Origin of the sequence: Paraburkholderia lebeckiae, from assembly GCF_050436325.1 — a bacterium.
Lineage (GTDB): Bacteria > Pseudomonadota > Gammaproteobacteria > Burkholderiales > Burkholderiaceae > Paraburkholderia > Paraburkholderia tuberum.
In genome coordinates this window covers 2,307,484-2,331,493 of record NZ_JBNDLZ010000002.1, presented here as the reverse complement: position 1 = coordinate 2,331,493, position 24,010 = coordinate 2,307,484, and the positions used below count along the sequence as shown (strand labels likewise).

The following is a 24,010-nucleotide window of genomic DNA, read 5'->3' as shown; positions in this document are numbered from 1 at the left end:
GTACTTCGACCGCATGTAGCGCGCCACTCAGCCGTTCTCGCCAATCGACTGCTCGGCCCATTCGGGCAAGCCTTCGGCCCCGCTCTTCACCACCTTCGTGACGATATACGTGAAGTACTTTTCGATGCCCAATTCGTCGGTCAGTAACGTATCGATGAAGCGCTGATAGTGGTCGATATCGCGCGACAGCACGTGCATCACATAGTCGACACCGCCACCCGTCGCGAGGCATTGCGCGACTTCGGGCGCGGCCGCGATGCGCTCCTCGAAGCGCCGCATGTCCGGCGCGGTATGACGCGCGAGCGTGACCTCGACCACCACGCGGCTGCCTTTGAACGCGCGCACCCAATCGATATCCGCGCGATACCCGCGAATCACGCCCTCTTCTTCGAGGCGCTTCACGCGCTCCCATGCCGGCGAAATCGACAGATTGATTTCTTCGGCGAGGCGCGACTTCGTGATGCGTCCATCGCGCGCGAGAATGCGCAAAATCGCGAGATCGTAGCGGTCGAATTTCATCGCGCGTTCAGACCTTTACCGGTATGCCCCGTTCAAGCACGTCCGCGACCACCGCAACCGTGTCGCCGATCCGCACGAGCCCCGGAAAATGCCGCGCGGCCAGCATGCCGCCGCGTCGCGCGCGATATTCGATCGGCGCGGCGCCGGTGCGCTTCGCATCGTAAATCCGCGCGATCACCTCGCCGCTGTCGACCATCTCCCCGAGGTCCTTGCACAGTTCGAGCAGGCCATCGTGCTCGCTCGTCGTGTAGCACGTGCCGTCGGGCATATCGAGCAGCGTCGTCGTGCGCGGCGCGCTCGCGCTCGAGCGACCCATTGCTTCGTCTTGCCTGACGATTCCCGCATGTTGCAGAAAGCCGCGCACACCGCGCTCCGTAATCGCAACGCTGTGCACGGTTGCCGTGCCACCACCGCCAAGCTCGGTCGACACGAACACCTTGCCCGCTTCCTCGACGGCCGTGTCGAAAAGGCCGACGCTATCGAGTTCGAGCATCCGCATCGAGTACGGCGCGCCGAATGCGCGCATCGCTGCCTCGCAGCGCGCTTGCTGGGTCGCGTCGGGCAGCACGTGAATCGCGGCGAACGGCACGAAGTCGAGCGTGCGGCCACCCGCGTGCAGATCGAGCACATAGTCGGCGAGCGGCAGCAGATAGCGCTGAAAATAATCGGCGATTTTCTCGGTCACGGTGCCGTCCGGCTTGCCCGGAAAGCTGCGATTCAGATTGCCGTGATCGATCGGCGACGTGCGCGTGCCCGCGCGAAACGCCGGAAAATTCATGAACGGCACGATGATCACGCGCCCGCGTACGTCACTCGCCTTCAACGTGGCGGCGAGCTTCGACAGCGCAATCGGCCCTTCGTATTCGTCACCGTGATTGCCGCCCGTTAGCAGCGCGGTCGGTCCCTCGCCGTTGCGGATCACTGTGATGGGGATCATCTCCGCGCCCCATGCGGAGACGTCGTGCGAATGAGGCAGCTTGAGGAAACCATGCTGTTCGCCGTCGGCATTGAAATCGACCGTCGGTTGAATCGGGGATGCCCGCATCTGTACTACTCCTTCGTGAGCCGCTTGCGCGGCGTATTGCCGTTCATCGCGCGTCATTCAAGCGGCGCGTCGTTGCCAAATGTCGTTCCCGCCTTCGCGGCACGCGCGCGCTGCAATGCGAGCGCGGCGATAGCGGTGTCCTGCGCGCCGGTTCCGGTCAGATCGCAGATCGTCACGTCGGCGTCGCCCGTGCGGCCCGCGGCCTGTTTCGCGATCACCTGGCCCAATTCGACGATCGCCGCATCGTCACGCATCGTGCCCGCGGCGAGCGCATGATGCAGTTCGCCGAGCACGCGCGTTTGCTGCGCGCGGTCGCATACGTAGCGCGCCGCCGCCAGCGCGGCCGGCGCGATTTCGTTCTTGTGCTCCGCGTCCGAACCCATCGCGGTGATGTGCAGGCCCGGATGCAGATCGGCGGCTTCGATCAGCGGCGTGCGGCTCGGCGTGGTGGTAATCGCGACGTCCGCTTCGGCGAGCGCGTCATGAACGCTGGCCGCGACATCGCATCGCACGCCGAGCGTGTCGTTCACTTCCGCGGAGAAACGCAGCGCGCTCGCCGCGTCGCGCGCCCAGACGCGTACGTGTTCGACGCGGCGCACCAGCATCAAGGCCCGCAGTTGCAGACGCGCCTGCTCGCCCGCGCCGATCACCGCGACCTGCGGCGTGCGCGCCTTCGCGAGCCAGCGCGCCGCCACTGCGCCGGCGGCCGCCGTGCGTATCGCGGTCAGATAGCCGTTGTCGAGCAGCACCGCTTCGGTCAGCCCGGTCTTCGCCGACAACACCAGCATCAGACCATTCAGGCTCGGCAGACCGAGCGACGGGTTGTCGAAGAAGCCTGGACTGACCTTGATCGCGAAGCTGTCGAGGCGCGGCAGCCAGGCGGTCTTCACGTCGACTTCGCCGTTATGCGCGGGCAGATCGAGCCGCAGGATCGGCGGCATCGCGACCGCCTCGGTCGCGAGGGCGACAAAGGCGGCTTCGATCTGATCGATGGCCGCGAGATCGAGCGGCACGAGTTTGCGAAGCTCGGCTTCGCCAAGGAGCGTGATCGAGGTCATGATGGGGTGTGTGAGTTCGGTGACGGCGCGGCTTGCGGGGATTCGTTGCCGATGATCCGCCGATGCAGATTCATGTCGATGTTCGCGCCCGTCACGACCAGCACGAGCGGCCCGCGCGCGATGCGTTCAGCGGGCAGCGCACGATCGAGGACCGCGGCAATCCCCACCGCCGCCGCGCCTTCGACGACGAGCCGTTCCTGCCGATACGCATGCGCGATGCCGCGCGCAATCGACGCCTCGTCGAGCAGCACGGTCTCGTCGATCAGATCGCGCGTCAGCGCATACGTATAGCGGTTTTCGAGTCCGATGCCGCCGCCGAGCGAATCGGCGAGCGTGTCGACTTCCTCGACCAGCACCGGCTGACCGGCGGCGAGACTCGCATGCATCGCGGCGCCGCGCGCCATCGTGACGCCGGTCAAGCCGATCGTGGGATTGGTGCTTTTCGCCGCGAGCGCGATGCCGGCAAACAGCCCGCCGCCCGACAACGGCACCACGATGTTCGCGACATCGGGCAAGGCCTCGACGATTTCGAGTCCGATCGTGCCCTGTCCGGCGATTACGCGCGGATCGTCGAATGGCGGCACGTATGCATAGCCTTCTTCGCGCGCGAGCCGCAATGCTTCGTGCTCGGCCTCGTCCTGACTTTGGCCGGCAATCCGCACGTGCGCGCCGAGCGCCCGTACCGCGTCGACCTTGTTGGCGGGCACGAGGCGCGACAGACAGACGGTTGCGTCCATACCGAGCGCGCGCGCCGCATGCGCGACCGCGCGGCCATGATTACCGGTCGATGCGGTCACCACGCGAGTGCAGCCCTGCTCGGCCAACTGCGCGAGCGCATTGGTCGCGCCGCGCAGCTTGAAGCTGCCGGTCGGCTGCACGGTTTCGAGTTTCAGATAAACCGGCGTGCCCGCGTGCGCCGACAGGCTCGGCGATTCGACGAGCGGCGTACGGCATACGCGACCGTCGATACGGCTGCGCGCGCGGTAAATGTCGGCTAACGAAAGATCGGTTGACGATGGAACGGACATGCACCAGGCCCTGCATCAAAGAGGTCGATTCGCTATTCGATGCGGGCACGGCTATCGGAGATAAACGCAATGACTCGCGACCGCATCGCTTTCCATGCAGCCCAGTCTAGTGTTCTAAAAAAGGATTTTTATTGTCCTAGTTCATTTCGGTCAGCGCGTTACACAATTCGCGCACCGGCGCGATCAGGTGAAATCGTGCACCTGCGGGTACTGCTCGAACACGTCGCGCATCGTTTCGAGCGCGGCTTTATAGGCGTCTTCGCTGACCTCGGCGCCGACGCAAACCCGCACCGCATTGGGCCGGTCGGCGTCGCGCACGAGAAACGGATCGGGCGACGTGACCGCGATGTCGCGGTTGCGCAGTTCGCGCACCAGCCGATCAGTGCGCCAGTGATCGGGCACCCGCAGCCACGCCGATAGCGCCTGCGGATGCGCGCCCAGGACATATTTACCGAGCGTCTGCTGCAGTTGCGACTGACGCCGCCCGAGCCGCTCGCGCTGGATTTCGACGAGCCGCGCGGCCGTGCCGTCGACGATCCAGCGCGTGGCGACCTCGGCCATCGGCGGCGTCGCCATCCAACTGCTCACGCGCAGCACGCTCTCGGCGCGCAGCGCGAGCCGGCGCGGCGTCGTCATATAACCGATGCGCAAGCCGGCCATCACCGACTTCGTAAAACTCGTGCAGTAGAACGAAAGATCCGGAATCAGGCTCGAAATGGGCGTGGAATGTTTGGCCGGCAACGGCCCGTACACGTCGTCCTCGATCACGTATACGCCATAGCGTTCGGCGATTTTCGCAATCGCCCGACGCCGCGAATCGGGCATCAACGCGACGGTCGGATTGTTCAGTGTCGGTGTGCAGACGAGCGCCGAGATGCGCTCGCTGTCGCACATCTCCTCGAAATGCTCGGGGTGAATGCCGTACTCGTCGATCTCGAGGCCCTTCAGCGTGAAGCCGAGCACGTTGGCCGAACCTATCACGCCGTGATCCGTCAGGCTTTCGCACAGCACGGTGTCGCCCGGCCCCACCAGCGAAGCGAGCGCGAGAAAAATGCCGTGGGCGGCGCCGTTCGTGACGAGCAGCGTATCGGCCGAAGCCGGCATGCCGAGCGACGCGAGCCATGCAATACCCGCCTGGCGATGATGCTCGAAGCCCGCGATCGGCCGGAACGCGCGAATCCACGGCTGATCGTCGAGCGTCGACAGCGTCGCGCAGACCTTGCGCCACATCGCATCGTGCTCGGACGTGTGAATGATGCGCGCGATCGAAAAGTCGACCACCGAACGCTCGGCCGTATCGAGCATGTAGCTCGACATCGTTTCGGTGACGCGCGCCGCGACGAAGCTGCCGCGCCCGACCTCGCAGCGGATCAGGCCTTGCCGCTCCAGTTCCTTGTACGCGTTGGTCACGGTCTGCACGCTGATCGCGAGTTCGGCGGCGACGTCGCGCTGCGGCGGCAGGCGCGCGCCCGGCGGCAGCGACGTGTTCTCGATGTCGCCGGCAATCGCCTTGACCAGTCGCTTGTATTTCGATTCCACGCCGTGCACCGCGCGCACGGCCTCGCGCCACTGCTCGATCACCGCTGCTCCTATGTTGGTGGTGGATGCTGGCTCCGTGAGGAGTCGGCGTCGTCTCGCTTAATCTCCCATAGTGCGGCAGAAACGGGGGAGGAAATTAATGTCCTAGGGCATTTAACGCGAAAAAATGTGGGGCAGGATCTCGCCAAGCGGCGCCATCCAAGGATGACGGTTGAATGAGGCCACCTATTCCAGCGTCGCCAGTTCAACATGGAAAACGCGTGAGTGGACGTTATGCGGAGGCAATCGATCATGTCACTGTCGACGGCCAAGACTTCGGCTGGCCATGCTACGAAGGATGGAGCCCTGGCGCCAACTTCGCTGCGGCTCCCGAGCCCGACTATCAAAGCTCGGGCTACTGCGGAAAGTTCGTGGGTGCCAAGGAGCCGTTTTATGCGTACGCTCACACGAGCTACATTTCAGCCGATGACAGTCGTGGAAGAACCTGCGGCGGCAAGCGGAACGGCAGAGGGCCGGACCAGAACGGCAGTGTCATCTCTGCGATCGGGTTTACCGACAATGCGAGCGCAACCTACCCTGCTCAATTCAAAAACGCACTGTACTTTGGTGATCTTCTGCGGCAATGCATCTGGACCATGCAACCTCTGAACAATGTGCCCCAGACTTTCGCAAGGGGTCTGCAGGGAGGACCGGTGGATCTGAAGGCGGGCCAGAATGGCGACTTGTTCTACGTGGATCTCGTGACCAGTACGATCAGGCGAATTACACACGACTAGGAAGAAGTATCGGTGGCGCGCTACAGCAACCCCACAAAATGCGCCAGCACAAACACAACCGCGCCGCCCGCGATCAACACCAATGCATTGATACGCGTCGTCATCACGAGCACGGTCGCGATGGCCGCGGTGAGCCACGCCATCCACCCGCCTTCGAGCTCCTTGAGCAGCACATAGACGGCCGCGAGAATCAATCCGGCAGCCACCGGCCGCAACCCGGCCTGCAACGCATTCAGCCAGCGCGCGCCTTCGTGCCGGTTCCATACGTGCACGACGCCATACATCAGAAACGCAGTCGGCCCAAATAGCGCGACGGTCGCGACGAGCGCGCCACCGAGTCCGCCGACCTGATAGCCAATCAGCGTCGCGAGCAGCGAGCCAGGACCGGGCGCGAGCCGCGCGATCGCGAAGTCGCTGAGAAATTGCGCATGGGTCATCCAGTGATGCACGTCGACGACCTGCCGCTGCACTTCGGGGATGATCCCCTGGCCGCCACCGACGGTCACGATCGATAGCGGCGCGAAAACGGAAAACAGAGTGATGAGAGTTCGAGGCACGACGAAAGCTTTTCCGGAATTTGACTAGCGGCGATCCAAGCCGATCAGCGCTGGCGCGCCTCGCGCACGTATTCATAGCCGACGCTCAACGCCCCGGCGATCAGCACGGTCCAAACCAGCGACACGCGAAACACCGCCGCAGCCGCGAACGTCGCGAGCAGCACCAGATACGGAAACACGCGGCGCGGCAGCCGGCGTGCGGCGGTGATCGCCATCGACAGCGACAGCCCGATCGCGCCGGCCGCGGCGCCAGCGAGCGCGATATGCGTGAGCGGAAACGATGCGATCGCCGAGAAGAACGCGCCGAGCAGAATGATCACGACGGCCGCCGGAAAAACGATGCCGAAAAATCCCGCTACAGCGCCGCGCCAGCCGAGCAGCCGGTAGCCGATCCAGATCGCCAGATTCTTCACGTTGACACCGGGCAGCGCCTGCGACAACGCGAGGCCGTTGAGAAATTCGTCTTCGCTCATCCAGTGGCGGTCGTGCACGAACTCGCGCATGAACCAGCCGCTCAGTCCGCCGCCGAAACTCGTCAGACCGATGCGGGCGAAGATCAGAAAGAGGCCCAGCGAGGTCACTTCGCGCGGCGGTGGCGCGTGGTGTGGCGCGTCGTCTTCGGATCTCGATACCGGGTCGCTGACGTGTTGCCCGTGGATGCCTTTGGCCAATGCTCGTCCTTAGTCGTTTTGATCGTGCTGCGCTTGCCGCGCGCCCGGCATGATAGCTGCAGACGTCGCCGATGACGTAGCCGATGAAGCAGACGCAGCCGAAGGCGAGGAAGCCGAAGAAGCCGCCGCCGGATGCCGCGGATCATGCAGCTCATCGGTCGACCATCCGCCGCCCAGATCGCCAAACAACGACGCCGCGTGCAGCAAGCGCGATTCCTGCACGTTCAGCGCGGTCTGCCGCGTCGTCAATTGCGTCGCTTGCGCAATCGCGACCGTCGTGTAATCGACGGTGCCCGCCTGGTATTCGTTGAACGCGATCTCCGCGCCACGATCCGCGTCGCGCACCGCCGTTTCGAGCACGAGCGCCTGCTCGGCGAGAATGCGCAGGCCGGACAGATCGTCCTCGACGTTCTGGAACGCGCCCAGCACCGTGCCGCGATAGTTGGCAACGGCCGCGTCGTAGGCCGCCTTCGCCGCGTCGACATCCGCGCTGCGCAGGCCGCCGTCGAACAGCGTCTCGGTCGCGCTGCCGCCGAGCGACCACACGTAGTTCGCGGCCTTCAGCAGACCGGACAGCGGCGACTGCGTGAATCCGGCCGCGCCCGACAGCGAGATGTCCGGGTAATACGCGGCCACCTCGACGCCGATCGCCGCATTCTGCGCGGCCATCTTGCGCTCGGCGGCGGCGATGTCGGGGCGGCGTTCGAGCAGCGTCGACGGCACGCCGACCGGCACCGAGGGCAGCGCCGGCATCGCGGTGCTATGCGTGATCGACAGTTCCTCCGGGTTCTTGCCGACCAGCACCGCGATCGCATGCGCGTTCTGCGCGCGCGCGACGCCGAGCGCGATCAGATCGGACTTCGCGGTATTCAACTGGCTGCGCGCGGTGATCACGTCGCTCGGCGGAATCGTGCCCGCGCGATCCTGCTCGGTGACGACGTCGAGATAGTGCTGATACGCGACGACCGTTTGCTGCAGCAGGTCGATGTTCGCGTCGCTGGTGCGCAGCTCGATGATCGCGGTCGCGAGCGCGACCTGCTCGGAGAGCGTCGCATTCGCGAGCGTCGCTTCGCTCGACTGCGCGGTCGCGGCGTTTTCCTCGACGGTGCGGCGCACCTGGCCCCACAGGTCCGGCGCCCAGCTCACGTTGCCTTCCAGCGAACCCGAATTGACGATGCGCGCCGCCGTACCATTGACGAAGCTTCCCGATGCACTGACCGAACCGCCGCTCGCGCGTTCGCGCGTCGCCGAACCGGTGGCGCCGATGGTCGGAAACAGGGCCGCGTGCGCGGCGCGCACTTCGGCGAGCGCTTGCTGGTAGTTCGCGTAGTCCACGCGCACGGTCTGGTTCGACACCGCGACGAGCGGTTCGAGTTCGTCGATCAAGGGATCGTTGAACGCGCTCCACCATGTGCCCTTCGGGCCGGTCGCGTTCGGCTCGGCCTGGGTCCAGCCCGGCAGTTCCGAGTACGTGGCGGCCACGCTCACCTGCGGCCGGTGATAATCCGGGCCGACCATGCAACCGGCGTTGAACAGCGCCAGCAGCGCGACGGCGAGCGTCGCGATGCTCGGCAACCCGGCGCGAGACCCTGTGATTCGTTCAGTCGCAATCTTCATCGTCATGCCTTCGTATCCGCTTGTCCCGGCTTCGCGTCGCGGTTCCAGCGCAGCCCCGCGGACCATCTGACCAGCCGTGCACGCAGACGGTCGAGATACAGATAAATCACCGGCGTCGTATAGAGCGTAAACATCTGGCTCAGGATCAGCCCGCCCATCACCGTGATACCGAGCGGCTGGCGCAGCGAGCCGCCCTGGCCCATGCCGACCGCGAGCGGCACCGCGCCGAGCACGGCCGCGAACGTCGTCATCATGATCGGCCGCAGACGGATCAGCGCGGCCGCGTGGATCGCGTCGCGCGCGGGCATCTGTTGCTGGCGCTGCAACTGGATCGCGACGTCGACCATCATGATGCCGTTCTTCTTGACGATACCGATCAGCAGGATGATGCCGATCATCGCGATCACCGAGAACGGCGTGCCGAAGATCAGCAGCGCGAGCGTCGCGCCGATGCCCGCGGATGGCAGTGTCGACAGAATCGTCAGCGGGTGGATCGAGCTCTCGTACAGCACGCCGAGCACGATGTAGACGACGCCGAGCGCCGCGAGAATCAGCAGCGGCACCACGCCCATCGACTGCGAATAGGCCGCCGCCGCGCCCGCGAACGAGCCGTGGATGCTCGCGGGCATGCCGATGTCGCGGATCGCTTCGTTGATCGCCGCGCCCGCCTGGCTCAGCGACCCGCCGGCCGGCAGGTTGAACGAGATCGTCGCGGCGACGAGCCCGCTCTGGTGGTTCACCTGCGTCGACGTATGGCTGTTCCTATACGTCGTCAGCACCGAAAGCGGCACCATCGTTTCGGCAGCCGTGCTGTCCGCGCTACCGGTCGAACTGCCGCCCTTGCTGTTGGCGATGCTGTTGTTGGTCGCGTTCGACTGCGCGTCCGAGTTGCGCGAGTTCGTGTTCGACGACGTGCCGGTCGTGGTCGCGGTAGTCGTCGCCGATACCGTGCCGTGCGGCATCTGTGTCGCGGCCGTGCCGGTCGGATTGCCGGCGGACGTGCTCAGATAGATCCGGTTCAGCGTCTCTGGATACTGCCAGTACTCTGGCGCGACCTCCATCACGACGAAGTACTGGTTCAGCGGGTTGTAGATCGTCGACACGGTGCGCTGGCCGAACGCGTCGTACAGCACGTTGTCGATCTGATTCGGCGCAAATCCGTAGCGCGCGGCGGTCGCGCGATTGATCGTCAGGTAGGTCTGCAGGCCGTTCTGCTGCAAGTCGGAGTTCACGTCGAGCAGCCGCCCGCGCTCCTTCGACAACGCGGCGACCAGCTTCGGCGTCCACGCAAACAGCGCGGCGGAATCGTCGCTCGTCAGCGTGTACTGGTACTCGGCCGCCGATTGCCGCCCGCCGATGCGCAAATCCTGCTGCGCCTGCAGAAAGAGCCGCGCGCCCGACACTTCGTCGAGCTTCGGCCGCAGCCGGTTGACGACCTGGGTGGCCGTTGCGTGCCGCTGCGACAGCGGCTTCAGCTCGATGAACACATTGGCGGTATTGAGCGCGCGCCCGCCGGTAAAGCCCGCGACGGACTGCACCGCCGGATCCCTTTGCACGATCGACTGCAACTGCGCGAGCTTCTTCTGCATCGCCGTGAACGAAATGCTCTGGTCGGCGATGATCTGCCCGATCACGATGCCGGTGTCCTGCTCGGGGAAGAAGGTGGCAGGCACGAGTTTGAGCATGAACACGTTGCCGACCAGCAGCGCGAACAGCAGCAGGATCACCAGCAGCGAATGATCGAGCACGGCCGTCAGCGAGCGCGCGTAGACGTCCTTGAAGCGATCGAACTGCCGCTCGATCCACCGCGCCCAACGCGCTTTCGAATGACCGGCGTTGTCGCGGCTCAGCACGTACGCGCACATCGCGGGCGTCACCGTCAACGAGATCACCAGCGAAATCAGGATCGCGATCGACAGCGTGATCGCGAACTCATGGAACATCAGTCCGACGATGCCCGGAAACAGGATGATCGGCAGAAACACCGCGATCAGCGACAGGCTCATCGAAATCACCGTGAAGCCGACCTCGCCCGCGCCCTTCAGCGCGGCCTCTTTCGGACTCAACCCCTGCTCCATGTACCGCACGACGTTTTCGAGCACGACGACCGCGTCGTCGACGACGAAGCCGGTGCCGATGGTCAGCGCCATCAGCGACAGATTGTCGATGCTATAGCCGAGCAGATACATCGGCCCAAAGGTACCGACGATCGACAGCGGCAACGCGACCGCCGGCACCAGCGTCGCGCGCGGCGACTGCAGGAAGATGAACACGACGCCGACCACCAGCAGCACCGCGATGAACAGCGTGCGCTCGGTATCGCTGACCGACGAGGTGACCGACTGCGAGCGATCGATCGCGACATCCACGTGCACGCTGCTCGGCAACGTCGCCTCGATCGCCGGCAGCACGTTGCGTATCTGCCGCACGGTGCTGACCACGTTGCTGCCCGGCATCGGATAGACGATCACGAGAATCGCCGATTTGCCGTTGAAGAGCCCCGCGTTGCGGATGTTTTCGTTCGAGTCGCGCACCTGGGCGACGTCGCGCAACTGCACCGGCGCACCGTCGCGATACGCGACCACCAGATCGCGATACGGCGCCGCGTGCGTGATCTGATCGTTCGACGTGACCACGTAGCGCTGATCGCCGACGTCGATATGCCCCTTCGCGCTGTCGGCATTGGCCGCGCTGATCGCCGCGCGCACGTCTTCCATGCCGATCCCGTAGCTATTGAGCTTGCCCGGCTGCAACTCGACGCGCACGCTCGGCAACGCGCCGCCGCCGAGCGTGATCTGGCCGACGCCCTGCACCTGCGACAGCTGCTGCTGGATCACCGAATCGGCGGAGTCGTAGAGCTGCGCTTTGGTCAGCGTGTCCGACGTCAGCGACAGCACCACGATCGGCGCGTCGGCCGGGTTGTACTGGCGGTAGCTCGGATTGCTGCGCAAGGTGGTGGGCAGATCGGCGCGCGCGGCCTGGATCGCCGCCTCGACGTCGCGCGCGGCGCCATTGATGTCGCGCTTCAGACCGAACTCGACGATGATCATCGACGAGCCCGCGTAGCTGATCGAGGTCAGCTCCGCGACGTCGGCGATCGTCGCGAGCCGCCGCTCGAGCGGCTCGGCCACCGTCGACGCCATGATGTTCGGGCTCGCGCCGGCCATGTTGGCCTGCACGACGATCACCGGAAATGCGATGTTCGGCAGCGGCGCGACCGGCATGCGGAAATACGCGAGCATGCCGGAGATCAGGATCGCGATTGCGAGCAGCGTCGTCGCGACCGGCCGCCGGATGAAGATCGCCGGGATGTTCACCGCGAGCCCTCCGCGCCGCCTTCCGGCGGGCGCCCGCCCGGCTCGTCGCCGCCGTTGCGCTTAGCGCGCTCGGCGCGCCAGCGGTTCACGCGCGTGGCCATACGGTCGAAGAACAGATAGATCACCGGCGTCGTGAACAGCGTCAGCACCTGGCTCAGCGTCAGGCCGCCGATGATCGCGAGACCGAGCGGCCGGCGCAGTTCCGAACCGGTGCCGGTGCCGAGCAGCATCGGCAGTGCGCCGAGCATCGCGGCGAGCGTCGTCATCAGGATCGGCCGGAAACGCAGCAGCGACGCCTCGAAAATCGCATCGCGCGGCGCCTTGCCATGATTGCGTTCGGCATCGAGCGCGAAGTCGACCATCATGATCGCGTTCTTCTTGACGATGCCGATCAGGAGCACGATGCCGATGATGCCGATCACGTCGAGATCCATACCCGCGAGCATCAGCGAGAGCAGCGCGCCGATACCGGCCGACGGCAGCGTCGACAGAATCGTGACCGGGTGGATGAAGCTCTCGTACAGCACGCCGAGCACGATATACACGGCAACGAGCGCCGCGATCAGCAGATAGACCTCGCTGGACAGCGAATCTTCGAACGCCGCGGTCGCGCCTTGCAGCGACGACGTGATCGACGGCGGCAGGTCGATCGCCCGCTCGGCCTGGTGAATCTCCTTGACCGCGGTGCTCAGCGATGCGCCCTTCGCGAGATTGAACGACACCGTCACCGACGGAAACTGCGCGAGATGGCTGATCACGAGCGGCGCCTTCGCGATCTGGATCTTCGCGATGCCGGAAAGCGGCACCTGACCGGTGCTGCTGGTCTGGCTCGGCAGATACAGATTGCCGATCGACTGCACGGTCGGCATCGTTTCAGGCTTCGCGACCAGAATCACGCGGTACTGGGCCGACTGCTCGAAGATCGTCGACACGATGCGCTGGCCGAGCGCGTCGTACAACGCGTTGTCGATCGTCGCGGGCGTGATGCCGAAGCGCGCGGCCAGTTGCCGGTTCACTTCGACGTTCACGCTGAGGCCGTCGCTGTTCAGATCGCTCTGCACGTCCGACAGCGACGGAATCTGCTTCAGGCGCGCGACGAGTTCCGGCACGTACTTCTGGAACGCCTGCTGGCTCGGTCCGCGCAGCACGAAGCTGTACTGGTTCGGCGACACGGTCGTGTCGAGCGTCAGGTCCTGCTCGGGCTGCATGAACAGCTTCACGCCGGGCACGTGCGCGACTTCCTGCGCGAGCCGTCGCGCGATTTCCTGGGCGTTGTCCGAGCGCTGGTCGCGCTCGCGCAGATTGATCAGGAAGCGACCGTTGTTCAGCGTCGCATTCGTGCCGTCGATCCCGACGTACGACGTCAGCGACACCACGTCCGGGTCTTTCAGGATCGCATCGGCGAGCGCGCTCTGGCGCTGCACCATCGCCGCGTACGACACCGAGTTGTCGGCGACGCTGATGCCCTGGATCACGCCGACGTCCTGCACCGGAAACAGTCCCTTCGGAATCACTACATACAGGATGCCGGTCAGCACCACGGTGGCGATCGCGACCATCAGCGTCAGCGTCTGATGATCGAGCACCCAGCGCAGGCCGCGCTCGTAGGCGGCGAGCGTCTTGTCGAACAGGCCCTCGCTGATGCGCTCGAAGCGGCTCGGATGGCGCTCGGCCTGCGCGCGCAGCATCCGCGCGCACAGCATCGGCACCACCGTCAGCGACACGACCGCCGAAATCACGATCGTGACCGCGAGCGTCACCGCGAACTCGCTGAACAGCCGCCCGATCACACCGCCCATGAACAACAGCGGAATCAGCACCGCGATCAGCGAAACAGTCAGCGACAGGATCGTGAAGCCGATCTGCCCCGCGCCTTCGAGAGCGGCTTCGAGCGGCGACATGCCCTCTTCCAGATAGCGCACGATGTTCTCGATCATCACGATCGAGTCGTCGACCACGAAGCCGGTCGCGATGATCAACGCCATCAGCGACAGGTTGTCGATCGAGTAGTTGAGCTGATACATCACCGCGAGCGTGCCGATCAGCGAGACCGGCACCGAGATGCTCGGAATCAGCGTGGCGGGCACGTTGCGCAGGAACACGAAGATCACCGCGACGACCAGCACGATCGCGAGAATCAGTTCGAACGCGGCGTCCCCGACCGACGCGCGGATCACGCCGGTGCTGTCCGACACCACGGTCACTTTCATGCCGGCCGGCAACGTCGATTCGAGCTGCGGCAGCTCCTTCATGATCTGGTTGACCGTCTGGATCACGTTCGCGCCCGGCTGGCGCTGCACGTTCAGCACGATTGCGGGCGAGCCGTTGTACCAGGCGCCGCGCTCGACGTCCTGGGCGGCCTGGCTCACGCGCGCGACGTCGCGCATGAATACGGGCGAGCCGTTCTGGTAGGCGATTACGGTGTCGAGGTAGTCCTTCGGATCGGTGATCTGATCATTGCCGTTGATCGTGTAGTCGAGATCGGGGCCGTCGAAATTGCCCTTCGGCTGGCTCACGTTCACATAGCTCAGCAGCGTGCGCAGATCGTCGATGTTCAGACCGTAGGCGGCGAGCTTGTGCGGGTCGGCTTCGACGCGGATCGCGGGCACGTTGCCGCCGCTCGTCGTCACGACGCCGACGCCCGCCACTTCCGAGATCTTCGTGCCGAGGCGGTTGTTCGCGACGTCCTCCAGTTGCGTCAGCGACATCGACTTCGAGGTGACCGCGAGCGTCAGAATGGGCTGGTCGGCAGGATTGACCTTTGCGTAGGTCGGCGGTGCCGGCAAGCCCGACGGCAGATAGCTGTTCGCCGCGTTGATCGCCTGCTGCACGTTCTGCTCGGCGATGTCGAGGTTCAGCGACAGATCGAACTGCAGCGTGATCACCGACGCCCCGTCCGAACTGTACGAGGTCATCTGCTGCAGGCCCGGAATCTCGCCGAGCTGCACCTCGAGCGGCGCGGTCACGGTGGTCGCCATCACGGTCGGGCTCGCGCCCGGATAAAAGGTCTGCACCTGAATCGTCGGATAGTCGACGTTCGGCAGCGACGAAACCGGCAGCACGCGCATCGCGATCAGACCGACGAGCACGAGCGCGATCATCAACAGCAGCGTCGCGACCGGGCGAAGAATGAACAGGCGGGAAATGTTCATTGGCGCGGGGGTCCGTTACGACGAGGCGGCTTCGGACGCGGCCGGCGCAGGCGATGCCGGCGCGCTCGACGCCGGCGCGGCTTCGGACGCGGCGGCGGGCGCCTTCGGGCCGACGGCGGACGTGCCGGTTGCGGACGTGCCGCTCGCCGCGGCGGCGGACTTCGGATGCGCCGGCTGGATCTTCGCGCCGTCGTTCAGACGATCCGTGCCGTCCGTCACGACCTGGTTGCCGGCCGCGAGTCCCGACACGATCACCGTGTTCTTGCCGTCGCTCGGTCCGAGCTTGACCTTGTGCACGGACACCGTGCTGTCCGGATTGACCAGATAGACGAAGTCGCCCGGCGCGCCGGACTGTACCGCGGCGGTCGGCACGAGAACCGCGTTCTGCATCGTGTCGACGAGCAGCTTCACGTTGACGAACTCGTTCGGGAACAGCGTTTCGTCGTCGTTCGCGAAGGTCGCGCGCAAGGTGACGGTGCCGGTCGCGGTCGCCATCTGGTTGCTGACCGCGTACAGCGTGCCGGTCGCGATCTCGCGCGAGTTATCGCTCGAATACGCGGTGACCGGCAGCTTCGCGCCGGTGGCGAGACGCTGCACGATCGACGCGAGCGAATCCTGCGGCACCGTGAACTGCACCGTGGTCGGCTTCACGGTCGTGATGACGACGATGCCGGTCGACGACGACGCGGTCACGTAGTTGCCCGGATCGACGAGCCGCAAGCCGACCTTGCCCGCGATCGGCGCGGTGATGCGGCAATAGGCGAGGTCGAGATCGAATTGGGCGATGTTGGCGAGGTCGACCTTCACCGCCGCTTCGTCCTGCTGCACGAGGAATTGCTGATCCGCGAAGGTTTGCTGCGCGATCGACTTGTGTTCGTTCAGCTGCGTATAGCGCTCGAGATCGGCGCGCGCCTGCGCGAGCGACGCGCGGTCTTTCGCGAGCGTCGCTTCCGCCTGCTGCTTGCTGATCTGATACTGGCGCGGATCGATCTGCGCGAGGAACTGGCCCTTTTGCACCTCCTGGCCTTCGTGATAGCCGACTTCGGTCAGATAGCCGCTCAGCTGCGGCAGCACGGTCACGGTTGCAGTCGGCGTGACCGTGCCGAGCTCGCTCAGCGTGACCGGCATCGAACCGAGCGTCGCCTGCGCGACGGTGACGACCATCGCCGCGTTCTCGCGCACCGGCTTCTTGCGCGTCAGCAGATGAACCGCGACGAGCGCGACCAGCACGAGCACGACAACCGCGAAGATGATGAGCCCGCGTCGGGAGCGCTTTGGCGGCGGGGACACGGTTTCGCTCATGTTGATCTCCGGGAACGGATTTTGGTGCTGATACTCGGTTGGAAGCTCGTCCGCCGACGGGACTGCGCAAAAGTGCCATGGTTCCCGCGCGTTGTCATCAGTCGAAGGCCTCCGGACGTGTCGTTATGAAGATGTAAGGAAGTGGGCAAGGGCTTGAATACGGGCATGCGTGAATGTAACCGGCTTGCGCCGGCCTTGAGTTACAGGGGTGCAACATGTTGGCCGGTGAAAGAGTCAGGGGCATCGATCGGGCGGCACGTGGGGGCGGACACCCGCATGGGCCGAGTTATGGGCGCGGCGGGACATCGCAATATGCGGTAACAGACGACAGTCAACTGAAACCCGGGCCGTGCGTCCAGAGTCGTCACAATCGTCCGCTATCATCGCGAGCCAGCGTCGCGCGCGCCGCGACTATCACGACACCCCACAACCTCGCGCCGATGTCCATCACCGTCAATTTCCCAGCCGAAGTCCGCGACTGGATCGCCGCCAACCTTTCGCGCGGCGTCGCGCCCCAAGCGATCGTCAACGAACTGGTGAGCCGCGACAACGCGGCCGAGCTCGCGTCGGCGATGGTCGATGCAGTCGCATCGGCGTTCCTGTACGGTATGGCGCTGCCCGGCGACAAGCTCGAAGTCGGCAGCGCGCCGCTCAGCTACCAGCACGAGCCGCTGCGCGTGCCCGACGGTCCGCTGATCCAACTCGGCGAGCGCAAGGTGCGCGTGCTGTCGCGGCTGCAACGACCGGCCGCCGTGCACATCGCCAATTTCCTGAGTGCCGATGAATGCGAGCAGCTGATCGCGCTCGCACAGCCGCGGCTCGACCGCTCGGCCGTCGTCGATCCAGTGACCGGCCGCGATGTGATCGCCGGTCATCGCAGCAGTCACGGGATGTTTTTCCGTTTGGGCGAGACGCCGTTGATCTCGCGCATCGAGGCGCGCATCGCCGAACTCACGGCAACCCCGGTCGAGAACGGCGAAGGCCTGCAAATGCTGCACTATGAGGAAGGCGCGGAGTCGACGCCGCACGTCGACTATCTGATGACAAACAACGAAGCGAATCGCGAGTCGATCGCGCGCAGCGGCCAGCGCATGGGCACGCTGCTGATGTATCTGAAAGATGTGGAAGGCGGCGGTGAGACGGTGTTTCCGCAGATTGGCTGGTCGGTCGCGCCGCAGCGCGGGCATGCGCTCTATTTCGAATATGGGAACCGCTTTGGGCTGTGCGATCCGAGTTCGCTGCATGCCAGTACGCCGCTGCGTTCGGGAGACAAGTGGGTGGCTACCAAATGGATTCGGACGCGGCGCTTCGCGCCGCGCGTTCAGGCTTGAGAAGTCAGGCCTGAAAGGCAACGCTTGTCGAGATGAAAAGGGCGTGCTGATTGTCCGAGAACGTGGAATAACATTCGAACGGCTCGCGCGAGCCGTAGTCAGCGTCGCGCTGCTAGCCGCGGGGGGCTGCAGCGCGAAGCCGGTAGCAGGAAGGACGCATCAGTCGACGCGCCCTCGAAGCAAGCTCATCAGAACTGCTCGATCCACGTGGCGAGGCGATCGGCGGCGAACTCGCTACCGCGCTGCGCCGGCCGGAACGCGATCGCATCGCCTTCACTAGCCGGCTGCAGTGCAACGTCATTGCCGTCGAGCCACAGAAGGCTCGCCAGCCATACCGCGTGCCCGCTCGACACCGCGTTGTTGCCCGGCTCCGCGAGAAACTCCGCGAGGGTGGCCGGCTGGTCGCACACGAGACCATCGCCTTCGCGGCGCACATTGATGCCTGCCTTGGAAAATGCCCCGACCAGCGTCGTCAGTGCGTCGCTCGCAGTCACGCTCGCGCTGCCGTGACGGCTGCGCAGCGTGGCGAGGTGCGCGGCCACCGTATGACCGAACGCGCCGCTGCGGGCACTCTCGGCCGCGATCAGATCGGAGTAGTCCTGCAGCAGCCAGTCCGGTTCGGAGTTCGGCACGTCGGCGAGTACCGCTGCGGCGAGATACGTCTCGACCGGCTGAAAGCGCTCGGGCCCGATCAGCGTGGCCGACAGCGAACGCAACAGACCGATGCGGGTGGCGACCACCTGCTTTTGCAGCACGCCCAGCTTCTCGCGCACCAGCGTGTCGCGCTCCTTGCGCAGCTCGGCAAGCTCGAGCGCCTGCTTCAGCTCCATGCGCAGCGCCGTGATGTCCCAAGGCTTCTTGATGTAGCGATGGATGTGACCGAGGTTGACGGCCGCGACGGTCTGATCGATTTCCGAATACGCGGTGGTCAGAATCCGCACGACATGCGGAAAGCGCTCGCTCGCATAGCGCAGCAGCTCGTTGCCGAACTCGCCCGGCATACGCTGGTCGGAGACCAGCACCCCCACCCTGTCGCCGTGCTCGTCGAGCAGCGCCTTGCCCTCTTCCACCGAGCCGCCAGTCAGGACCGGCGCCAGGCTTCCGATGGCACGCTGGAAGTACTTTACGGCGGTAGCTTCGTCATCGACGAAGATGATCGCCGGCGCCAATTCCTCTGTGGCTTTTGCTTCGTTCATCAACAACTCCTGTGCGTTTGACCTTTGATATGGGGGAAATCCAGCACTACGGTGGTGCCTCCCCACGACGTGGACTCGATCCTGAGTCCGCCGCCACAGGACTGCATGACACGGTTGCATAGAATCAGGCCCAAGCCGTTCCCCCCGGATTTCGCGTGCGTTGTAATTGGGTCCGTCAACAGGCGGTCTTTGATCTCGGGCGGAATTCCCGGCCCGTTGTCGCAGATGCCGATGCTCGGGTGGGGTTCCGTTGTCACGGTAAAGCGCACCGACGGCGACGACACATCCGCGAGCGCGCGCAACGCGTTGGACAACAGCGACGACAGCACGAGCGCCACGCAATTCGGTTGCGTGAGCACGGCAAAGTCGCTGTCGACGTCGACCTGCACCCACGAGCGCTGCGCGGTCGTAAACGGATACGTATCGAGCAACGCCGAGATCAGCCCATGGGCGGTACTCTCGATGCGCGCCTCGTCGCCCTCCAGTTGCCGGCGCCGCCCGTTGTGGACTGAGCGCCAGAAGGACGACACCACCGCCATGCAGTACTGCGCGCTCTCGCGCATCGATTTCGCGGCACCGAGAATTTCACCTTCCGCATCGCGCTCCGCGTCGATGCGGTCTTCGATGCTGTGCGCGTTCAACGCGATCGCCGCGAGCGGCGTGTTCAGTTCGTGCGCGATGAACGCCAGGGTTTCGTCGATGGCGATCAGGCGCTGATTCTGCATCGCGCGTTCGTGGTAACGATCGAACGCCAGTTGCAGCGTATCGCGCACTGCCGCCGGCTTCAGCGGCTTTTCGAGGATGCGGAACACCTCGCCGGTGTTGACCGTCCGCAATAACATCTCGACGTCTGCATAAGCAGTGACCAGAATCCGCACGATGTGCGGATATTCCAGCGCCACCTGGCGCAGCAGTTCGCCACCGTCACGCCCCGGCATGCGGAAGTCCGTGACCAGCACCGCGATGCGGGCGTGGTCCTGCTCGAGGATAGCGATCGCCTCATCGCTGCTCGTCGCGAGCAGGACCTCATAATCGGCACCTACGGTGCGCGCGAAATATTTGCAGGCCAACTCTTCGTCATCGACGTAGAGAAGAGTGGGCTGTGTCTGTCGGATGTCATTCATGGCGTTTCTCAGGGTGCGGGCGACAGATCGAAACTGAATGACGCCCAACTGCCCTGCTCGCTCTCAGCAAACAGCAGGCCGCCATGACGCTCGATCACCGCATAGCTGATCGACAGCCCGAGGCCCAGGCCTTGCCCCACTTCGCGGGTGGTAAAAAATGGCTCGAACACGCGCGCGATATGCTCCGGAGCGATGCCTGGCCCGTTGTCTTTTACCGTCACATGCAGGCGGTCTTCGGTCCATCTGACGTTGACGTGAATCGCCGGCGCGGGCGTGGCCGCCTTGCGCATCGCCAGCACCGCATTCGACAGCAGGTTGATCAGCACGCCGATGATGGCCGCCTCGTCGCCCTGCACCAGCGTATCCGCGGGCAGCTCGCGCGTGACGGTGACGCCGCGCAATTCATGCCCGACGAGCCGGATCGCCGAATCGAGCGCCTTTTCGAACAGGAACGGCGTGCCCAGCTCCGCCTCGGCGCCGGGCTTGCGATACGCGAACGTCTTCAGGTCCGACACGATGTGCTGGATCCGCTGCATGCCCTGCCGCGCATCGACCAGACATTCCTGCAGCGTCGGCTCCTTCTTCGAGATCGGCTCTTCCAGCGCAACCTCGATTGCCATCAGACAGAAGTTCACCGGGTTGTTCACTTCGTGCAGCAGGCCGGCCGCGAGCGTACCGATCGCCGCCATTTTTTCCTGCTGCAGCAGTTGGCCCTTGATGTCGAGCAACTGCCGATTGATCACTTCGAGTTCGGCGTTCTTCGCGGAGACCTCCGCGTTTTTCTCGGACACTTCGGCCTTCAGGCGAAACAGCATGAAGCGCACGCGTTCGTTGAAAAACGTGTAGACGGCACTTGCGGCAGCGGCGAACAGAAGGAGCAGAACATTGACGGTCATCGTGCCGAGCGGCACGCCGTCATGCGGAGGCAACAGGCAGGCCAGCAGATACAGAAAGCAGGACAGCACGCCGAACACGAGGTTTTGCCAAAGACCGAATGGCAACGCAATGCCGGACGCGAAGATGGCCAGATTCAGGCCCATGTAGTAAGGCGACAGAACACCATCGGTGCGCCAGATCATCCATGAAATCATCGCCTGCGGCAGCAGCAGCCAGGACAGCGTCAGCCATGGAGTAAGCCGCCGCCCCATGCTGGTGTCGAGCAAGGCGATGACACCGCCGATCATCAACGACACGAGCAGGCGCGCGAGCGCGAACGACGTCTGATACTGCGGATACTGCGCGTAATCCAGCCCCACGCCGAGCAGCACGAGCGCAATCGCCGTGCACGCGCCGCCCCGGCTGAACGTGACGCGAAAGTCGGCCAGCTCGGTTTGATAGCCGCTTTGCAAGGGACTGGTAGTCATGGACAGGGATGTCGACACGGTTTCAGAGGATCGTGGCTTCCGCGAACACATTCACCCCGGTCACGTCGACGTAGAGCTTTTGGTCAGTGGAATTAGCGGGAAGCAGCGAGCTCATGCCGCTCTCGTTCCGATAGATCAGATACCACTCGAGCAGATGCTCCATCCCGTACTTCTCCGGATTCGCCGAATGGACGTTGGTGACCAGCAACTGGCCGCCAACTCGCGTGCGAGCGGCGAAGTAACTCAAGAGACGCGCGCAGACCTTGTCCGACAGATAGTCGAACAGACCCGCGCAGTACACCGCGTCGAATTCGCGCGCGGAGGGGTCCGTTGAAATTTTACGCTTGAGCAGATCGTGCACCGACTGATGCACCATTTGCACCGAGGCTTTATGGCCCGCGGCATTCGCCGAGCTTTCGATCGCGTCCTTCGTAAACGCCAGCGTTTCCTCGCTGAAGTCGACCAGCTCGAACGACAGCAGCTCCGGATGCGGATATTCGCGCACGAAGCGCTGGATCTCGAAAGCGGGCCCGCAACCGACGTTGAGGATGCGGAACGGCCTGCCGGCAGCGCGCGCCGCTTCGGCCTGACGCGTCAGAAAGTCGATCAGCAGCGTGATGCGGTTGCGGTGCGCGGTCGCGACCGCCGCTTGCAGGAACGCGGTGTTGACGATCTGGAAGTATGTGGTCGGACCTTGCTGCGGATCGCTGAGGATCTGGTTGACCATCTCGTAGTCGCCGGCATAGCCGAGCGGCTTGGTGAACGTGCGGTAGACGAATGGCGCGCGCAGCAGCAACGGATGCAGTGCCGCTTGTGCATACGTGCGATGCACGGGTGCGGTCTCGGCTTCGACGCGCTCGGCCTCTTCCTCCAGGCGGTCGAGGAAGAACTTGATCTTGAGCATGATCGGCGTGGCGAGCTCGTAGAACAGGTCCTCGCGCAGCCTGCCTTCTTCGGTCTTCGGCAAGCTCTCGGTCAGGTCGACCTGCTCGACCCAGCGCGACACTTCCGACAGGAATGCGCGCATCTCGTTCACGACGATCTGATAGTCGCGCCGGATATTGAAACGCGCGTCCCAGTCGCTAATAAAGAGTTCTGCTTCCCGGCCGACCGACTTCGCTTCATTGGGCAGAACGCTAAGCTCGCGCCATTCGTCGATGAGTGCCAGCGAAACCACCGCGGTCAGACCGGTGTTCACCAGACTCACCACCACGGCCTTGCCGAGATAGGCATTCTTGGTGCCCATGCGCACGCTCAGCTCGCTTAACACCTCGCTGACCTGCACGATGGAATAGGGGTTATAGACCTCCATGACCAAAGACTTTCTCTGGAGGTTGATGATCGTCCCACGCACGTGCTCGCGCTGCGAGTTGCGGAAGCTGATCACCGGGTCGATTTGCGTTTGAGAGTACACGGTATTAGTACCTGAGGAATCCGGGAACGCAGCAGGGTGTTGGAGAAGTCCAGTGAATGGCTGCCGCATGCACGACACCAGCGACAAGTCGTGGACGCGTTTCAAACCACAGTTGAGCTGGAAACACCAAAGCCCCTTGCCAGAATGGCTCCAGCGGGTTGCAGTGTAACATCAACACATTCAATTCTGACTGAGGTCAAATTCAGGATGAAAAGTATACGCAAGGTTTTCTTGCGAGCATGTACGTGCTGTAGAAAGCCGTTTTTGCAAAGAACCACTTGAAACGAGTTGGCGAGCGCGCGGGTGCAATCGCCGACAATTCGTTTCTCGACAAAGACTTGCAATCGCATTGCCACGATGGCGGCACGATCCGCTATTGAGCGGGTGCGTTGCTTGTGCCTTTCTGATCTATGCCCTTTGGATATGCCCCGTGCATTCGCCGAATAAGCCTTTTTTGTTTTAACGCAATTCGCGCCCGGCGCGGCAAACGTTTTTCTTTTAGAGCTTCGGCGCGAGTACCGTCGACAATCGAGCGGCTCGCGCACTCGTTGACTCATTCGTGCAAGGCCAAACCTTTCACGGCCTTATCGACGGCTTTCTTCGGTCCGTGCAGTGCGAGACCGACGAGGTCGAGATTCGCCGCGTCCTCGGCGCGAAAGACTGCGCGATTCGCCGCGTCATGTCCTGTCGAAAACATCGCGTGCACGTACGGCACGATTCGGAGTTCGCGCGACAGCGCCTGCCGATGCGCGCCCTGCAGACCGAACCGGTCGGCGGCGAACACCATCATCGGCTGGCCGAGCATGCGGCCGTAGCGGTGCCCGGCGGCATCCTCGTAGGGTTCGCCCAGCGCATCGGGCGCCGCGGCCGCGACACCGGTCGCGAGAAACGCGATCACATTGAGCTTCTGCCAGACCGCGAGATCGCTGCGCACGATCAGCGCCACTTTGGTATCGAACATGATGACTCCTCGTTGAGCCGCTCATGATCGACGATGCCG

General features: G+C 64.2%; 19 protein-coding genes. 2 read left to right on the top strand and 17 right to left on the bottom strand.

Annotated elements, in window-relative coordinates; translation table 11 throughout:
- Positions 1–27: 27 nt before the first annotated feature.
- From OKW44_RS13900 to ehuR, 5 genes are all read right to left on the bottom strand, one after another.
- Positions 28–519, bottom strand: a complete 492-nt coding sequence (locus OKW44_RS13900; protein ID WP_018423799.1) for an Lrp/AsnC family transcriptional regulator — start codon at positions 517–519, stop codon at positions 28–30.
- 7 nt (positions 520–526) lie between these two features.
- The gene (gene doeB, locus OKW44_RS13895) at positions 527–1,564 is read right to left on the bottom strand and encodes a N(2)-acetyl-L-2,4-diaminobutanoate deacetylase DoeB (protein WP_018423800.1); all 1,038 of its coding nucleotides are present in this window, start codon (positions 1,562–1,564) and stop codon (positions 527–529) included.
- 53 nt (positions 1,565–1,617) lie between these two features.
- Entirely contained in the window at positions 1,618–2,622 is a 1,005-nt protein-coding gene (locus tag OKW44_RS13890) for a cyclodeaminase (protein ID WP_018423801.1), read from the bottom strand.
- The gene (eutB, locus tag OKW44_RS13885) at positions 2,619–3,650 is read right to left on the bottom strand and encodes a hydroxyectoine utilization dehydratase EutB (RefSeq protein ID WP_018423802.1); all 1,032 of its coding nucleotides are present in this window, start codon (positions 3,648–3,650) and stop codon (positions 2,619–2,621) included. Before eutB ends, OKW44_RS13890 begins: the two co-directional genes overlap by 4 nt.
- Before the next feature lie 183 nt (positions 3,651–3,833).
- The gene (ehuR, locus tag OKW44_RS13880) at positions 3,834–5,231 is read right to left on the bottom strand and encodes a MocR-like ectoine utilization transcription factor EhuR (protein WP_018423803.1); all 1,398 of its coding nucleotides are present in this window, start codon (positions 5,229–5,231) and stop codon (positions 3,834–3,836) included.
- Positions 5,232–5,449: 218 nt separating this feature from the next.
- Between ehuR and OKW44_RS13875 the strand changes: the two genes are divergently transcribed.
- The gene (locus OKW44_RS13875) at positions 5,450–5,965 is read left to right on the top strand and encodes a PQQ-dependent sugar dehydrogenase family protein (protein WP_018423804.1); all 516 of its coding nucleotides are present in this window, start codon (positions 5,450–5,452) and stop codon (positions 5,963–5,965) included.
- A 20-nt stretch (positions 5,966–5,985) separates the two neighbouring features.
- On the opposite strand, the gene OKW44_RS13870 is transcribed toward OKW44_RS13875, so the two are convergent.
- The 6 genes from OKW44_RS13870 to OKW44_RS13845 are packed head-to-tail and all read right to left on the bottom strand — an operon-like array spanning position 5,986 to position 16,581.
- On the bottom strand, positions 5,986–6,522 hold the full coding sequence (locus OKW44_RS13870) for a chromate transporter (protein ID WP_018423805.1): 537 nt from the start codon (positions 6,520–6,522) through the stop codon (positions 5,986–5,988).
- Between the two features lie 44 nt (positions 6,523–6,566).
- On the bottom strand, positions 6,567–7,193 hold the full coding sequence (locus tag OKW44_RS13865) for a chromate transporter (RefSeq protein ID WP_018423806.1): 627 nt from the start codon (positions 7,191–7,193) through the stop codon (positions 6,567–6,569).
- 9 nt (positions 7,194–7,202) lie between these two features.
- On the bottom strand, positions 7,203–8,816 hold the full coding sequence (locus OKW44_RS13860; RefSeq protein WP_026226407.1) for an efflux transporter outer membrane subunit: 1,614 nt from the start codon (positions 8,814–8,816) through the stop codon (positions 7,203–7,205).
- Entirely contained in the window at positions 8,813–12,127 is a 3,315-nt protein-coding gene (locus OKW44_RS13855) for an efflux RND transporter permease subunit (protein WP_018423808.1), read from the bottom strand. Before OKW44_RS13855 ends, OKW44_RS13860 begins: the two co-directional genes overlap by 4 nt.
- On the bottom strand, positions 12,124–15,279 hold the full coding sequence (locus tag OKW44_RS13850) for an efflux RND transporter permease subunit (RefSeq protein WP_018423809.1): 3,156 nt from the start codon (positions 15,277–15,279) through the stop codon (positions 12,124–12,126). Before OKW44_RS13850 ends, OKW44_RS13855 begins: the two co-directional genes overlap by 4 nt.
- A 15-nt stretch (positions 15,280–15,294) precedes the next feature.
- Positions 15,295–16,581: an efflux RND transporter periplasmic adaptor subunit gene (locus tag OKW44_RS13845; RefSeq protein WP_018423810.1), complete on the bottom strand. Its 1,287-nt coding sequence runs from the start codon at positions 16,579–16,581 to the stop codon at positions 15,295–15,297.
- Between the two features lie 440 nt (positions 16,582–17,021).
- Between OKW44_RS13845 and OKW44_RS13840 the strand changes: the two genes are divergently transcribed.
- A complete protein-coding gene (locus OKW44_RS13840; protein ID WP_018423811.1) occupies positions 17,022–17,912 on the top strand; it encodes a 2OG-Fe(II) oxygenase in 891 nt (296 codons plus the stop codon).
- A gap of 188 nt (positions 17,913–18,100) precedes the next feature.
- Here the strand turns inward: OKW44_RS13840 and OKW44_RS13835 are convergent, their stop codons facing one another.
- The 6 genes from OKW44_RS13835 to OKW44_RS13810 all read right to left on the bottom strand — a co-directional run bounded on the left by OKW44_RS13835 (position 18,101) and on the right by OKW44_RS13810 (position 23,971).
- Positions 18,101–19,108: a response regulator gene (locus OKW44_RS13835; RefSeq protein WP_018423812.1), complete on the bottom strand. Its 1,008-nt coding sequence runs from the start codon at positions 19,106–19,108 to the stop codon at positions 18,101–18,103.
- Positions 19,108–20,232 carry a hybrid sensor histidine kinase/response regulator gene (locus OKW44_RS13830; protein ID WP_018423813.1) on the bottom strand — a complete coding sequence of 375 codons (1,125 nt, stop codon included), beginning with the start codon at positions 20,230–20,232 and terminating at the stop codon, positions 19,108–19,110. Before OKW44_RS13830 ends, OKW44_RS13835 begins: the two co-directional genes overlap by 1 nt.
- An 8-nt stretch (positions 20,233–20,240) precedes the next feature.
- Entirely contained in the window at positions 20,241–21,596 is a 1,356-nt protein-coding gene (locus OKW44_RS13825; RefSeq protein ID WP_018423814.1) for a sensor histidine kinase, read from the bottom strand.
- 22 nt (positions 21,597–21,618) lie between these two features.
- Entirely contained in the window at positions 21,619–23,010 is a 1,392-nt protein-coding gene (locus tag OKW44_RS13820; protein WP_018423815.1) for a class I SAM-dependent methyltransferase, read from the bottom strand.
- A 101-nt stretch (positions 23,011–23,111) separates the two neighbouring features.
- Entirely contained in the window at positions 23,112–23,555 is a 444-nt protein-coding gene (locus OKW44_RS13815; protein WP_162634083.1) for a hypothetical protein, read from the bottom strand.
- Positions 23,556–23,563: 8 nt separating this feature from the next.
- Complete coding sequence (locus tag OKW44_RS13810; protein ID WP_018423816.1) at positions 23,564–23,971, bottom strand: DUF2000 domain-containing protein; 408 nt, start codon at positions 23,969–23,971, stop codon at positions 23,564–23,566.
- Between the last annotated feature and the right edge of the window lie 39 nt (positions 23,972–24,010).